The 13,961-nt window shown below is 74.7% G+C and carries 12 protein-coding genes and 1 pseudogene; 5 read left to right on the forward strand and 8 right to left on the reverse strand.

From position 1 onward, the window contains the following. Position 1: 1 nt before the first annotated feature. From WMF43_RS11750 to WMF43_RS11770, 5 genes and pseudogenes are all read right to left on the reverse strand, one after another. Positions 2 to 1,273 carry an acyl-CoA dehydrogenase family protein gene (locus tag WMF43_RS11750; RefSeq protein WP_437679815.1) on the reverse strand — a complete coding sequence of 424 codons (1,272 nt, stop codon included), beginning with the start codon at positions 1,271 to 1,273 and terminating at the stop codon, positions 2 to 4. Next, positions 1,270 to 2,202 (reverse strand): annotated as a pseudogene (locus WMF43_RS11755) (enoyl-CoA hydratase family protein); the annotation flags it as partial. The gene WMF43_RS11750 and the pseudogene WMF43_RS11755, both read right to left, overlap by 4 nt. A 138-nt stretch (positions 2,203 to 2,340) precedes the next feature. Further along, positions 2,341 to 2,919: a MarR family winged helix-turn-helix transcriptional regulator gene (locus WMF43_RS11760; RefSeq protein ID WP_437679816.1), complete on the reverse strand. Its 579-nt coding sequence runs from the start codon at positions 2,917 to 2,919 to the stop codon at positions 2,341 to 2,343. After that, a complete protein-coding gene (locus WMF43_RS11765; protein ID WP_437679818.1) occupies positions 2,916 to 3,392 on the reverse strand; it encodes a RidA family protein in 477 nt (158 codons plus the stop codon). Before WMF43_RS11765 ends, WMF43_RS11760 begins: the two co-directional genes overlap by 4 nt. Further along, positions 3,389 to 4,138 (reverse strand): SDR family NAD(P)-dependent oxidoreductase, encoded by a 750-nt coding sequence (locus tag WMF43_RS11770; RefSeq protein ID WP_437679819.1) that lies wholly within the window; start codon positions 4,136 to 4,138, stop codon positions 3,389 to 3,391. The genes WMF43_RS11765 and WMF43_RS11770 overlap by 4 nt, the downstream gene beginning before the upstream one ends. A 296-nt stretch (positions 4,139 to 4,434) precedes the next feature. On the opposite strand from WMF43_RS11770, the gene WMF43_RS11775 reads away from it, so the two are divergent. Then, positions 4,435 to 6,453, forward strand: a complete 2,019-nt coding sequence (locus WMF43_RS11775) for a hypothetical protein (protein ID WP_437679821.1) — start codon at positions 4,435 to 4,437, stop codon at positions 6,451 to 6,453. After that, positions 6,450 to 7,211, forward strand: a complete 762-nt coding sequence (locus tag WMF43_RS11780; protein WP_437679823.1) for a hypothetical protein — start codon at positions 6,450 to 6,452, stop codon at positions 7,209 to 7,211. The genes WMF43_RS11775 and WMF43_RS11780 overlap by 4 nt, the downstream gene beginning before the upstream one ends. Positions 7,212 to 7,316: 105 nt before the next feature. Here WMF43_RS11780 and WMF43_RS11785 read toward each other — a convergent pair whose 3' ends face one another. The 3 genes from WMF43_RS11785 to WMF43_RS11795 form a co-directional block, all read right to left on the reverse strand. Beyond that, the gene (locus WMF43_RS11785; RefSeq protein ID WP_437679825.1) at positions 7,317 to 7,961 is read right to left on the reverse strand and encodes a Uma2 family endonuclease; all 645 of its coding nucleotides are present in this window, start codon (positions 7,959 to 7,961) and stop codon (positions 7,317 to 7,319) included. A gap of 121 nt (positions 7,962 to 8,082) precedes the next feature. Continuing rightward, entirely contained in the window at positions 8,083 to 9,480 is a 1,398-nt protein-coding gene (gene sthA, locus WMF43_RS11790; protein ID WP_437679826.1) for a Si-specific NAD(P)(+) transhydrogenase, read from the reverse strand. Between the two features lie 43 nt (positions 9,481 to 9,523). After that, complete coding sequence (locus tag WMF43_RS11795; RefSeq protein ID WP_437679828.1) at positions 9,524 to 10,051, reverse strand: tetratricopeptide repeat protein; 528 nt, start codon at positions 10,049 to 10,051, stop codon at positions 9,524 to 9,526. Between the two features lie 63 nt (positions 10,052 to 10,114). Between WMF43_RS11795 and WMF43_RS11800 the strand changes: the two genes are divergently transcribed. From WMF43_RS11800 to WMF43_RS11810, 3 genes are all read left to right on the forward strand, one after another. Continuing rightward, complete coding sequence (locus tag WMF43_RS11800) at positions 10,115 to 12,172, forward strand: hypothetical protein (RefSeq protein WP_437679830.1); 2,058 nt, start codon at positions 10,115 to 10,117, stop codon at positions 12,170 to 12,172. Between the two features lie 166 nt (positions 12,173 to 12,338). Next, positions 12,339 to 13,097 (forward strand): esterase/lipase family protein, encoded by a 759-nt coding sequence (locus tag WMF43_RS11805; RefSeq protein ID WP_437679831.1) that lies wholly within the window; start codon positions 12,339 to 12,341, stop codon positions 13,095 to 13,097. Between the two features lie 39 nt (positions 13,098 to 13,136). Continuing rightward, positions 13,137 to 13,706, forward strand: coding sequence for a hypothetical protein (locus tag WMF43_RS11810; RefSeq protein ID WP_437679833.1), 570 nt, complete (start codon positions 13,137 to 13,139; stop codon positions 13,704 to 13,706). Positions 13,707 to 13,961 lie beyond the last annotated feature (255 nt).

Raw genomic sequence — 13,961 nt, forward strand, 5'->3', positions numbered from 1 at the left:
GCTACCGCGCCCGGTCCGGAGCGGGCTCTTCCGCCGCGACCTCCGCGGCGGCGCGCTCCAGGATCCCCTTCGCGATGATGAGCTTCTGGATCTCCGTCGTCCCCTCGTAGATCCGGAGCGGCCGGATCTCGCGGTAGAGCCGCTCCACCTCCGTCCCTTCGACGACGCCCATCCCGCCGTGGAGCTGGACCGCGCGGTCGATGATCCGCTGCGCCGCCTCCGTGGCGAACATCTTCGCCATGGCGGCCTCGGTCGACACGCGCGCGCCCGCGCCGCCCGCCTCCGCCGCCGTGTCGCGCTTGTGCGCAGCGCGCGCCACGAGGAGGCGGGCCGCGTCGAGCTCGGTCGCCATCTCGGCGAGGTAGGCGCGCACCATCTGCTGCTCGGACAGGGGCGCGCCGAACTGCCGGCGGCGCGTGACGTGCGCGATCGCCTCGCGGAGCGCGCGCGCCGCCATCCCGTTCGCCGCCGCGCCCACCGAGATCCGGAACGCGTCGAGCGTCTGCATCGCGAGCCTGAACCCGCCGCCCACGTCGCCGAGGCGCGCGCCGTCCGGCACGCGGCAGCCGTCGAAGCGGAGCCGGCCGATGGGGTGCGGGACCGACATCGGGAGCGGCTCGGCGGAGACGCCCGGCGCGTCGAGGTCGACGAGGAACGCCGTGATCCCGCGGCGCCCCGCGCCTTGACCCCCGGCCGGGCCGCCGTCGTCTCCCGGCGCCGCGCCCGTGCGCGCGAACACCACGGCGTGGTGCGCGAGCGGCACGTTCGAGATGAGCACCTTCTCGCCGTCGAGGACCCACCCGGCGCCGTCGCGGCGGGCCTGCGTCCTCAGCGAGGCGACGTCGCTGCCCGCCTCGGGCTCGGTCAGCGCGAAGGCGCCGACGCGGCGCCCCGACAGCACGCCGGGCAGGATCGCGCGGCGCTGCGCGTCGCTGCCCGCCAGCACGACCGGGTAGGCGCCGAGCCCCTGCACCGCGAAGATCGCGTCGGCGAGCGGCGCGACCTGGCCGAGCGCCTCGCGGACGAGGACCAGCGATCTCACGTCGATGTAGGCGGGGTGCGCCGGGCGGCCCGCCGGCGCGCCGCCGAGCGCCTCGGGGACGAGGTGCGCGTAGAGCCCGAGCGGCTCGCCCATGCAGCGCGCCAGGGCGGCGGGGTCCGACGCGCCCGCGAGCGGGGCGAGCGCCTCCGGGGTCAGCCGCGCGGCGAGCGCCGCGTGGCGGTCCTCGAAGAAGACCGCGAGGTCGTCCGAGGAGAGCGCGAGCCGCTTCATGACCGGGGGGTCGCCGTGCCGGTGTTCCGGGGGGTCGCCGTGCCGGTGTTCCGGGGGGTCGCCGTGCCGGTGTTCCGGGGGGTCGCCGCCTCGTCCAGGCCCTCGGAGGCCGCCTCGTCCAGGTCGGCGCCTTCGAACCGCGGCGGCCGCTTCGACCGGTTCGCCTCGTAAGCCTCGCGGAAGTCGGGGTGCGCCATGCAGAGCGCCTGTGCCTGCGCCTCCGCCTCGATCGCGGCGGCGAGCGGCATCGTGCGCTCGCTCTCCAGCATCTGCTTCGTGATCGCGTGCGCGAAGGCGGGCCCGCGCGCGAGGCGCTCGGCCCAGCCGCGCGCCGTCGCGAGCGCCTCGCCGTCGGGCACGACGCGGTTCACGAGGCCGATGCGGAGCGCCTCGTCGGCGTCCACGAGATCGCCGAAGAGGAGCAGCTCGGCGGCGCGGCCCTGGCCGACGAGGCGCGGCAGGAGGTACGACGCGCCCATGTCCGCGCCGGACAGGCCGACCTTCGGGAAGATGAACCCGAAGCGGGCGCTCGCCGCGGCGATGCGCAGGTCGCAGGCGGCGGCGATCACCGCGCCCGCGCCGACGGCGACCCCGTTCACCGCGGCGATGACGGGCCGCCGGAGCTCGCAGATGCTCTGGATCAGCGCGCCGGTGACGCGGGTGAACTCGAGCAGGCCCCGCGCGTCGCGCGCGAAGAGCTCGGCGATGATCCCCTCGACGTCCCCGCCTGAACAGAAGCCGCGCCCCGCGCCCGTGAGCACGACCGCGCGCGCGGTGGAGCGCTCGAGCGACCGGAACGTGGCCGCGAGCTCGCCGTAGATCTCGAAGGTGAGCGCGTTCAGCCGATCGGGGCGGCTCAGCGTGATCTCCGCGACGCCGCGGCTGATCTCGAGCTGGAAGGAGCGGGGGGTGAGCGTCATGGACTGCCTTTCGTTTGGGTGCGCGTCGTGTGTCGGGTCTGTGCGCCGCGGCGCCGGGTCTCTGTGCCGCGGCGCCGGGTCTGTGCGCCACGGCGCCGGGTCTGTGCGCCATGCCGCCGGGGCGCGTGCCGCGCGCGCCTCGCGCGGTCAGGGCTTGGAGCGCGTGCGCCGCGGCGGGCTGCGCGCGCCGCGCTCCGCGTGGGCGCGGGCGCTGCCGGGGCGGGACGGGACCGCGATGTCCTGCTCGCGCAGCGTCGCGCGCAGCTTGTCGAGCAGCCGCGTCAGGGTGGAGAGCTCGGCCTGGCTGAGCGCGGAGAACACCTTCGCGACGCGCGCGGCGTGGCGCCGCTCGGCGTCGCGGAACGCGCGCTGGCCCTTGGCGGTCAGGTGCACGCGCCAGGCGCGGCGGTCGCTCGGATCGGCCCGCCGCTCGACCATGCCGTCGCGCGCCGCGCGGTCGACGAGCCCGGTCAGGTTGCCGGCCGTGACGAGCATGCTGCGGGAGAGCGACGCCAGCGTCTGCCCGTCGCTGCGCACGAGGTTCGCGAGCAGGTCGAAGCGCGGGAGGGTCATCTCGTGCTCCAGGTCCTCGCGGATGGCGGCGAGCGCGCGCTTGTGGACCGCGAGGATGCGGACCCAGGCGCGGACGGCGGCCTGATCGCCGCGCGCGCTCTCGGGCGGCGGGGCCACGGCGAGCGGCCGCCGCGCCGGCGCCCCGCGCCTCATGCGCCGCCCTCGCCGCCGCCGGGCGGCCGGGCGCCCTCGCCCTCGCCGGGCGCGCGGGCGCCCTCGCCCTCGCCGAGCGCCGCGACGGCCTCGATCTCGACGAGCGCGCGCGGCTCGAGCAGCCCCGCGACGCCGACGAGGGCCATCGCCGGGAAGTGCTTGCCGAACCGCGCCCGCCACGCGGCGCCGATAGCGCGGCGCGCGGCCCGGTAAGCGTCGAGATCGGTCACGTAGACGGTCATGCGCGCGACGTCGCCCGGCCCGCCGCCGGCCGCCGCCACGACCGCGAGCACGTTGTCGAGCGCCCGCGCGAACTGCTCGGCCATGTCGTCGCTCTGGATCTCGCCGGACGCGGCGTCCCACCCGATCTGCCCCGCGACGTGCAGCGTCCGGCCGCGCGTCACGACGCCGTTCGCGTAGCCGCGCGGCGCCGGCCAGCCGGCCGGCTGCACGATCTCGAGGCCGCCCTTCACCGCATCACCTGCCCGCCGTCGACGGAGATCGCCTGGCCGTGGATGCCGCGCGCCTCGTCGCTGCAGAGCATCGACACGACGAGCGCCACCTCCTCGGGCTCGACCATCCTCCCCTGGGGCGACATCGCCTCGAGCGACCGCCGCGCCGCGTCCTCGCCCCGGCCGGTCTTCTCGGCGATGCGCGCGACCGCGTCGTCGGCCATCTTCGTGTTCACCCACCCGGGGCAGACGCAGTTGATCGTCACGGCGGTGCGCGCGATCTCCGCCGCGATCGCGCGGGTCATGCCCACCATGGCGTGCTTCGACGCGCAGTACGCGGTCGTGTACGCGCAGCCGACGAGCCCCGCGCTCGAGGCGACGTTGACGACGCGGCCGAACCCGCGCGCGATCATGGGCGGGATGAGCGCGCGGCAGAGCGCGAAGGCGCCGGTCGCGTTGACCGCGAGCATCCGGTCCCACATCGCGTCGGTGGTCCTGTCGAACGGCGCGCTCTCGGCGATGCCCGCGTTGTTGACGAGCACGTCGACGGGCCCGAGCCGCTCCGCCGCCGCGGCGATGGCCGCGCGGTCGCCCACGTCGAGCTCGACGGCGAACCCGCCGACGGCCGCCGCCGTCTCCTCGATCTCGGCCCGGGTGCGGCCGGCGACGGCGACGCGCGCCCCGTCGCGCGCGAGCCGCTCCGCGATCGCGCGGCCGATGCCGCGACCTCCGCCGGTGACCAGTGCGATCCTGCCTGCAAGGGACATGCGGTGTACCTAAACCATATAGATGTGAAGCACAGGGGGAAGCCACTTTCGACGCGGCGCGCTGGACGTACGCTGGACGACGCGCTGAACGGAGCTGCCGCGCCCGCCTCGCTCCCCGGCGCCGCGCGCCAGGACCCTGGAAATCGAGCGAATTCGAGGGAATTCGAGCGAGGCGGGCGGACGCGGCGCGACGTGGGCGCGTCCGCGACGCTCTCGCCGCCCCGCGCCGACCGATCCGCTCGATCGCGCGCCTCGACCTGTCGATCTCGACGAGGGGCTGCGCCACTATGGCCGCCATGCGTGTCCCCTCCGCCGCGCTCACGGCCGCGGCATCGTCGCTCGTCGCTGCGCTCGGCTGCAGCGACGCGGGCTCCGGCGTCTCGTCGATCTGGGTTTTGCCCGGGGCGCCTGGCGAGCTCCGCGGCGAGCGTTTCTTCGACGCGCCGTGGCCGAGCGACCTGCGCCGCGAGGGCGGCGCGGTGCGGCTCGACGGCTACCACAACCCGCGGCAGCTCAGGACCCTCGCCGAGTACATCCGCACGATGGACGGGGTCCTCGACGGCTTCTCTCCTGCGGCGGCGGGGTTCCTCCGGTTCGCCGGGCCGATCGATCCCGCCTCGCTCCCCGAGACGCCGGCGCTCGCCATGAGCCCCGTCGGGCCGGTGCAGCTCATCGACGTCGATCCGGCCTCGCCGGCGCGCGGAGAGCGGCGCCCGGTCTCGGTCTATTTCCGGCGCGAGGCCGGCGTCTACTGGCCCGAGAACACGCTCGCCTTCATGCCCGGGATGGGCTTCCCGCTGCGGCCGCGGACCCGGTACGCGCTCGTGGTCACCGACGCGCTGCGCGGCGAGGACGGCGGCCCGGTGCAGGCGAGCGCGGAGCTGCGGAGGGCGCTCGGGATCGACGTAGCCGACGCCGGCGATCCCGCGGAGGCGGCCCGGGCGGCGTTCGCCCCGGCGGTGGACGAGATCGAGGCGGCCGGCGTCGCCCGGGAGCAGATCGTGCACCTCGCCGTGTTCACCACCTCCGATCCGACCGCGGAGCTCTTCGCGCTGCGCGATCACCTGCTCGCGAACGTCCCGCCGCCGGAGGCGCGGCCCGCGCTCTGGCGGCTCGTGAACCACAAGGAGACGTGGGACGAGTACGCCGGCGTGTACGGGCCCTCGCCGAGTTACCAGGAGGGCAACGCCCCGTACCTGAACCACGACGACGGCGGCGGCTTCGCGCGCAGGGATGGGGAGCCGGAGATCTTCGGCACGTTCGACCTGCGCTTCTCGCTCACGGTCCCCGCCGCGAGCCGCTGCCCCATGCCCGAGGCCGGCTACCCCATCGTGCTCTACGCGCACGGCACGGGCGGCGACTACCGCTCCTATGTCCACACGCACACCGGGCGGCAGCTGGCGCGGCGGTGCCTCGCGACCATGGGCGTCGATCAGATCTTCCACGGCGCCCGCCCGGAGGCGCCCCAGGATTCGACGCAGTCGGGGATCCTGTTCTACAACGTGCAGAACGTGGCCGCGGCGCGGACGAACGCGCGCCAGTCGGCGCTCGACGAGGTGCAGCGGGCGCGCCTCTTCACCGAGTCGGGCCTGACGGTGCCCGCGTGGGTGTCGAGCACGGGCGAGGAGATCCGGTTCGACCCCTCGAAGATCCTGTTCTTCGGGCACTCCCAGGGCGGCCTGAACGGCCCGCTCTACCTCGCGGCCGACGACTCCGCGCGGGGCGGCGTGCTCTCGGGTGCGTCGGCCGTCATGTCGATCACGCTGATCGGGAAGACGAACCCGCCGCCGAGCGTCGCGGGGCTCGTCAGGTCGGTCTTCCTCGGGCTCCGGGGCGACGAGGAGGCCGAGGTGAACGAGTTCCACCCGGCGATCTCGCTGGCGCAGTCGATCGTCGACGTGGTCGATCCGATCCACTACGCTGCGCGGCTGTTCGTCGCGCCCCGCGACGGTTTCGCCCCGAAGAGCATCTACATGACCGAGGGCATCAACCCCGACGGCAGCGGCGACACCTACGCGCCCCCGCGCGGCATCGAGATGCACGCGCTGGCGATGGGCTTGCCGCTGCAGTCGCCCGCGCAGCGCCGGATCCGGGAGTATGGCTGGGGTGGTCCTCCGACGGTCGAGGTGCCGGCCGGGGGCCTTGCGGGCAACCTCGCGGGCGGCCGCGCCTCGGGGGTGCTGGCGCAGTGGCCGGTCGCCGAGGGGAGCGACGGGCACTTCGTGGTGTTCGACGTGCCCGGGGCGACGGCCCAAGCCCACGGCTTCCTCCAGAACCTCGCGGAGGCGCCGGTGGGGCGCGTGCCGGCGCCGTGACCGCGGGGGTCGATCTGGCGGCGCGTGTGGCCGCGCTGATCGCGCGCGACGGCGTGGAGGCGCGGCCCGCCGAGGCCGGCGCGGGCGCGTGGCCGAGCGGGCTCGCCGAGCCGCCGGATCTCGCGGCGCTCTACGCGGCGGCGGGCGGGCTCGCGCTCCCGGACGGCACGGTGATCCTGCCGCGCGGCGAGGTGGCTCGGGCGACCGCGTGGCTCGTGGAGGAGCGGTCGCTCGACTGGGAGGACGACCTGCTCGTGATCGGCGAGCGGGAGGATCTCGTGATCGTGCTCGACCTCGACGTCGAGGGCGCGCGCGCCGGGGGCGGCGTGCTGGAGGTCCCGACCGACGGGCTCGCCTCGTTCCAGCGGGTCGCGCGCTCGGTGGTCGGCTACGTGGAGCGGCGCCTGGGCGTCCCGGGCGCCGAGCCGGCGTCGCCCGAGGTGCTGGCGCGCGAGGCGGCGGCGCGCCGGGACCTCCCGGCGCTCGCCGCGGCGCTCGCGGAGCCGATGTACCCGGGCGCGGAGCGGCAGACCGCGCACGCGGCGCTCACGCTGGGCGCGCTGCTGTCGGCGCGCGGGGACGAGGCGGCGCTCGAGGCGTTCGCGCGCTCGGTCGAGGCGCGGGTCGCGGCCGCGCCGCGGGGCGCCGCGGGGCCGGAGCGGGCGGCGGCGTGGCGCGCGTGCGAGATCGCCGCGCGGGAGGCCGGGGCGGAGGTGATCGCGGCGGCGTGCGCGGCGCGGGGGAAGGGCGGGGGGTAGGGCATCGGCAATGGCGCTGGAGCCTCCCCGACCAACGGCGGACATGCACTCCCCAGCGGAGTGCGTCTGTCCCTGGTCAGGCGAGGTCGCGCGGGCCTCTGCGACTTACTTCCTGCCCCGCTCCCTGAGCTTCGCGCGCCACGCGCGCACCACCGTCGTCTGGTCCCCCTCGCGCTGCATCAGCTCCGCGAGGTCCGTGACGTCGAGTCCCGGAAGGAGGCGGCTCCGCCCTGCCTCCATGTAGCCCTCGGGCCCGAGGAGGTGGATGGAGAGCTTCCCCTTCTTGAAGAACCACACCTCGGGTACCCCGAGCCCCGCGTACACGGAGAGCTTGTCGATGGTCCCGCTCTTCTCGATCACCTCGATCGCGAGCTCCGGGATCCCCCCATCCTCCACGGTTCCGAGCACGTAGCACTCGTCCGGCTCCACGCCCCGCTGCGCGAACCGCCTGCGGACGGTCATGCTGCCGTACCCGCTGAGCGGCAGCTCCGCTTCTTCTGCGTAGGCCTCGACGAGCCGGGCGAGAAGCTTCTTCCGTCCTTCGTGCGGTCCACCCGGGCTCATCAGCTCCAGCGTCCCCTCGCAGTAGGTCGCGCGCACCCCGGCGCGGTCACCGAGGGCGGCCAGGATGGTCTCGTACGCCTCCCACGAGACGTCATGAACGACCACGAGCTCGTCTTCCGCCCCGCCTGCCGCGGCCGTGCTGGCGCGTGGATCAGCGTTGGCGAGGAGGGGTGCAGCGGCGGCCATGACAACGTGCTCCTTCGGGGAGTATCACCGCCGCGCCGCCCGCTTGCAACCGCGCGGCCGGCGGAGGTGACGCAGCGCCGAGCCGCCCCGCGGGCCAGCGGCCAGGCGCGTCGCCCTCCCGTCAGAAGACGCGCCCGAGCCCGTCGAGCGCCGCGACCCGGTACGCCTCGGCCATCGTGGGATAGTTGAACGTCGTGTTCACGAAGTAGCGGATCGTGTTGTGCGGCGCCGGCTGCGACATGATCGCCTGCCCGATGTGGATGATCTCCGCCGCGTTCTCGCCGAAGCAGTGGATCCCGAGCAGCGCCAGCGTCTCGCGGTGGAAGAGCAGCTTCAGCATCCCGACCTGCTGTCCGGTGATCTGCGCGCGCGCGAGCGTCTTGAACGTCGACTTCCCCACCTCGTAGGGCACCTTCTCCTCCGTGAGCTCCCGCTCGCTCTTGCCGAGCGACGAGATCTCCGGCGTCGTGTAGATGCCCGTGGGGATGTCCCGGACCAGCTTGTAGTCGGCGTTGCCGCAGATGTGGCTCGCCGCGAAGCGGCCCTGGTCGTACGACGCGCTCGCGAGCGCCGGGTAGCCGACGACGTCGCCCACCGCGTAGATGTGCGGCTGGCTCGTCTGGAAGCTCTCGTTCACCTCGACCTGGCCGCGCTTGTTCGGCGTGATGCCGATGCTCTCCAGGCCGAGCTCGGCCGTGTTGCCCGACCGACCGTTGGCCCAGAGGAAGATGTCGCTCCGGACCTTCTTCCCGCTCTTCAGCGAGATCACGACGCCGTCCTTCGAGGGCTCCACCTTCTCGTAATCCTCGTTGTTGAGGACGCGGATCCCCTTGTCGCAGAAGTGGTAGCTGAGCGCGTCGGTGATCTCGTCGTCCAGGAACTCGAGCAGGTGGGCGCGCGTGTTCACGAGGTTCACGGCGACCTGCATGTTGCGCAGCATCGACGCGTACTCGCAGCCGATGACGCCCGCGCCGAAGATCGTGACGCTCCGCGGGGTGTGATCCAGGCGCAGCAGCGTGTCGCTGTCGAAGACGCGCGGGTGGCTGAAGTCCACGTCGGCCGGGCGGTACGGGCGGGAGCCCGTCGCGATGACGAAGGCGTCGGCCGTGAAGCGCCGGCGCTGCTCGCCGTCGGACTCCACCTCCACCGTGTGCGGGTCGACGAACCGCCCGAGCCCCGGGATGAGCCGCACGTGGTTCCGGTCGTAGAAGCTCTCGCGCAGGTCGACCTGCTCCTCGATGACGCGGTTCGCGGTCGCGAGCAGCTCGGCGAACGGGTACTCCGGAACCACATCCATCCGCTTGTAGATGGGGCTCTGGTTGACCAGGTTCATGTGGTAGATGGCGCGGCGCAGCGCCTTGCTCGGGATCGTCCCCCAGTGGGTGCAGCCCCCGCCGACCTGCGTGTAGCGCTCGATCGCCGCCACCGACTTGCCGTGCTTCGCGGCCGTCATGGCGGCGCCTTCGCCGCCCGGTCCCGTTCCGATGATGATGAGATCGAAGTGCGGGGTGGTCGCCATCGAGCTTGTGTCCTCCGGGGCGCGTCGCGCGCTCCGCGAGAGGCTACTCGAACTGGAGCGGCTCGTCCTCGTCGCCGACGCCGAGCATCTCGAGGATCTGCCGCACCTCCATGGCGGCCTCGACCTCCGGCCCGGCGTCGAGGAAGCCCTGGAGGTGCTTCCGCGCGAGCGCGCGGTTGCCGCGGGCCGCGTAGGCGAGCCCCATCGCGTGCATCGCCTCGCCGTCCTTGGGGAAGCGGCGGAGCGCCTCCTTCGCCTGCGCGATCGCCCCCTCCGTGTCGCCGAGCCGCCGGAGCGTGTGCGACAGGGCGACCCGCGCCCCGAGGAAGTTCGACGAGAGCCGCACCGCGGCGCGGTAAGCGTCGCGCGCCGGCTCCAGCTGGTTGAGCTCGTAGAGCGCGTGCCCGAGCAAGTTGTACGCGTACGGGTTCTCCGGGGAGGCCTTGATCACGTCGCGCAGCGCGACGAGCGCCTCCTGGATCTGCCCTTCCTGCAGCAGCTCGGCCGCCTCCTCGACGGTCTCCCAGTGGGCGGCGTCCACCGATTCGTCCACCACAGCCCTCAGCACCATGCGCCGCAGTATTAGCCAAGATCGCCGCGCCGTCCCGGCTCCCGTCGTGGTACCGGCCGTGGCGTGAGGCGCCCGCCCTGGCTCAGGCCGCTCCTCTTCGGCGCGAGCGCCGCGATCCCGGTCCTCGGCGCGGCCGCCGCGTTCTACGGCCCCGGGCTCGCGAGGACGGGCGTCTGGCCGGCGCCGCTCGACGACGTGTACATCCACTTCGGCTTCGCCCGCGCCGCGGCCCTCGGCCACCCGTTCTCGTGGATCCCCGGCAACGGCTACTCCTCGGGCGGGACCAGCCTGACGTACCCCCTCGTCCTCGCGCCCGGGTACCTGCTCGGCTTCCGCGGCCCCTGGCTCGGCCTCTTCGCCGCGCTCGTCGCCTGCGCTTCGCTGCTCGACCTCTGCCGCTCCCTCCGCCGCCTCCTGGCCCCCCGCGCCCCCGGCGGCGGCCCGGCCGCGCGCTCGTCCCGCTGGGTCGCCTGGGTCGCGCCGCTCTTCGTGGTGGCGGTGCCGCTGCTCGACTGGAGCTGGTTCTCCGGGATGGAGGTCGCGCTGCTCGGCGCCGTCCTCGGCCGCGCGCTGGTGGCGGTGCGCCGCGCCGAGCTCGCCCCGCCGTCGCGGCGCCCGGCCGCGCAGCTCCGGGCGGGGCTCGTCCTCGCGCTGCTCGTCGCGACGCGGCCCGAGGCGGTCGCGCTCGCGGCGCCGCTCGCCGTGGCCGTGGCCCACGCGGCGGGCTCGCTCAGCGCGGCCGCGGCGCTCGCGCGCGCGTCGTCGCCGACGGCGCTTCTGCTCGCCGCGCAGGCCGCCGCCAACCGCGCGTTCACGGGCGAGTGGGGCGCCGCCGGCGCCGTGCGCAAGCTCGTCCTCGCGAACCCGTACCCCGCGCCGATCGAGAAGGCCGCGGAGGTGATCAGGAACCTCGCCGCGCTGCGGGTGCAGGCGCTGGAGAGCGCGCTCGGCGGCCCGTCCTACGCCTGGATCTTCCCGCTGCTCGGCCTCGTCGCCGCGCTCGATCGTCGCGCGCGGCGCCTCGCCGTCCCGCTGCTCGTCGGCGCTTACGGCTCGCTGCTCCTCGTCGCGCTGAACGCGACCGCGCGGTACCAGAACCTCCGCTACGCCGCCCCGGCGCTCATGATGCTGCTCGCCGCCGCCGTCCTCGGGACCGAGGCGCTCGCGCGGCGCGGGCGCCTCGCCGCGGCGCTCGCCGCGGCGCTCGCGCTCGCGGCGCTCTCCGCGCCCGCCGCGTGGTTCCCGCGGCAGATCGATCATTTCGCCCGCGCCTCGGCGAACATCGCCGGCCAGCACGTCGAGGTCGCGCGCCGCCTCGCCGCGCGCGCGCCGCGGCCTCGTCGGGTGTTGCTCGGCGACGCCGGCGCGATCCCCTACCTGTCGGGCATCCCTGCGATCGACGGGCTCGGGCTGGGCGGGTACCGGGGCCTTCCGTTCGCGCGGGCGTCGGTGCACGGCGTGCCCGCCGTGGTCGAGCTCATCGAGCGCCTCGGCGAGGGCGAGCGCCCTGACGTCTTCGCGCTGTACCCGTCCTGGTGGGTCGGCCTCGCCGACGTCTTCGGCCGGCGCGTCGACGCGGTGAAGATCGAGGACAACGTGATGTGCGCCGCGGACGAGAAGGTGATCTACGAGGCCGACTGGTCGGCGCTCGCCCCGCCCGGAGACCGCCGCGACGGCGCCGTCGACCAGCTCGACGTCGCGGATCTGGTCGACGAGCGCGCCCATGGTTACGCCTTCCCGTCGCCGCGCGGCGGCTGGGTCGTCGCCGCCGTGCTGCCCGACGGCGACGGCGGCGCGCCGCGGTTCGACGCCGGCCGCCTGATCCCCGAGGGCCGCGAGCAGTCGTTCGCGATCGCCCCGCCCGCCGCGCTCGCCGGGGGACCGGCCGCGCTCGCGCTGCGCACCGACGGCGGCGGCCCGATCGCGCTCGGGGTGTCGGTCGAGCGCACCGGCGTCCTCCTCGGGCCGGGCGAGGAGCGCGTCGAGGTGCCCGCGCGCCCCGCGGACCGCTGGTCCGAGATCCGGGTCCCCCTGCGCGACGTCGCGCAGGGAGACATCGTCCGTATCCGCTCGATCCAGGGCACGTTCCGCAGCTTCCATGTCTGGCTGTTGCGGCCGTGATCGCCGGGCTCGCAGCGCAGCGCGGTCGGAGGACCGCAACCCTCCCGGCCTGCACAGCGGCCTCCGCGCCGCCGTCTCCGCGACAGCGTCCGACCGCCCGCGACACAGCGCGTCGGCCGCCTGCCGGACCGTCGCGCGGGGGATCCATGGTAAGAACCCCCGCGTGGTGAAGTGGTTGCGTGCGTCGTCCTTCGCGGCGACGGCTGGCAGGGAGGTGGCCTCGTTTGCGCGGCAGGCGGTCCTCTTGCCGTACGACCTCCGCTCGCCGGTGATCCCTGCCGGGGCGTGTGACGGCGACGACGTCGTGATCGTCCTGCACGGCCTCTTCGCGTCTGCCGGCGTTCTCCGGCCGCTGCGGGAGACGATCGAGCGCCACGCGTCGGCCTCGCGAGCGCCTGGCCCTGGCGCCGCGCGCGCCGCGGCGCCGGCGTGTTCGGTCCACACCGCGACGATGTCGTACGCCCCGGGTCCTGGCGTCGAGGAGCTGTCCGCGCGTCTCTCGACCATCGTCTCGGCGTTGCCGACGGGGGTGCGCCTGCACCTCGTCGGCCACAGCCTGGGCGGCATCGTCTGCCGCTTCTTCGCGCAGGAGATCGGCGATCCGCGCATCGTGCAGACGATCTCGATGGCGAGCCCTTTCGGCGGCATCCCGCGCGCCGGTTTGCTCGGCTTTGGCGGTGCGCGCGACCTCGACGTATCGAGCCCGCTCCTGCGCCGCATCCTCCTCGGCACGGCGCGCTCGACCGTCCCGCACCTGTCGATCATCGCGGGCGCCGACACGTTGCTCCGCTCGCCCATCGCGCACGCCTTGCCGGGCGGCGAGGTGCGGGTGATGGCGGATCGTGGTCACAACACGTTGCTCTTCGACCCCGAGGTGGCCGCGCTCGTCGCGCGGCGGATCGTCGAGCGCCGGCTCGCGCGCTGACCTGTATCCCCGCTCGGCGCTTCGTGCTAGCTCGCACGCGTGCGTTCGCCGATCGCCCCTCTCCTCGCCTTGGGCGCCTTGCTCGCCCCGCTCGTCTGGACGTCGCCGTCGCGCGCGGACGCCTCCGCGTGGGTCTTCACCGGCGCCGGCGCCGTGGCCTGGAAGCAGGGCGACAGCGACTTCGTCTTCGACGGCGCCCTCTCCCTGGACGTCGGCGTCGGCACCACCCCCGACGCCCCTTTCATCTTCGGCGGCCTAGCCCGCGCCACCCCGATCCTCGACAGCGGCATCGATCTCGCGCTGCTAGCCCGCGCCGCCACGCGCGGCTTCCAGGCCGGCGATTTCGGTCTGGCCCTCGACGCCGGCGCCTACACCCGCCTCTGGGGCGAGCGTTCCACCGGTTTCACCGGCTCCCTCACCCTCGGCGCCCCTCCGGGCATCACCCTGTCCCTGCAGGGCAGCATCGGCACCAACGACGCCGTCTCGTTCGCCGCCGTCGCCGGCATCGACCTCTTGCGCCTCACGGTCTACCGCCAGTCTTTCCTCCCCCTCTGGCCGAACCCGTCCCCTGCCCAGCAGGACCGCTCCCCCACGGTCGCCGCCCGCTAGCGGTCGCGTCCGCCCCCCCACTCCGTCGACGTCAGCGCCGGCGGGCGGGGCCGCGCGGCGGGGGCGGGCGGGCGCGCCGAGCACCGACCGAGGTGCCATAAGGTTTCAGGAGGCTGGAGGCCTCAGGCGCGCCTTATGTGGCGCGCAACGAAACGTCTCAGCTGGCGAGGCCCGAAGGGAGACATGCCGGGCGGTGTTCTCATGCGCAAGCTCTCGCGCCGCCAGCCTCGGCGGATGGCCAGCGCCCGCCCGCCC

Origin of the sequence: Sorangium sp. So ce131 (assembly GCF_051519095.1) — a bacterium.
Classification (GTDB): Bacteria; Myxococcota_A; Polyangia; order Polyangiales; family Polyangiaceae; genus Sorangium.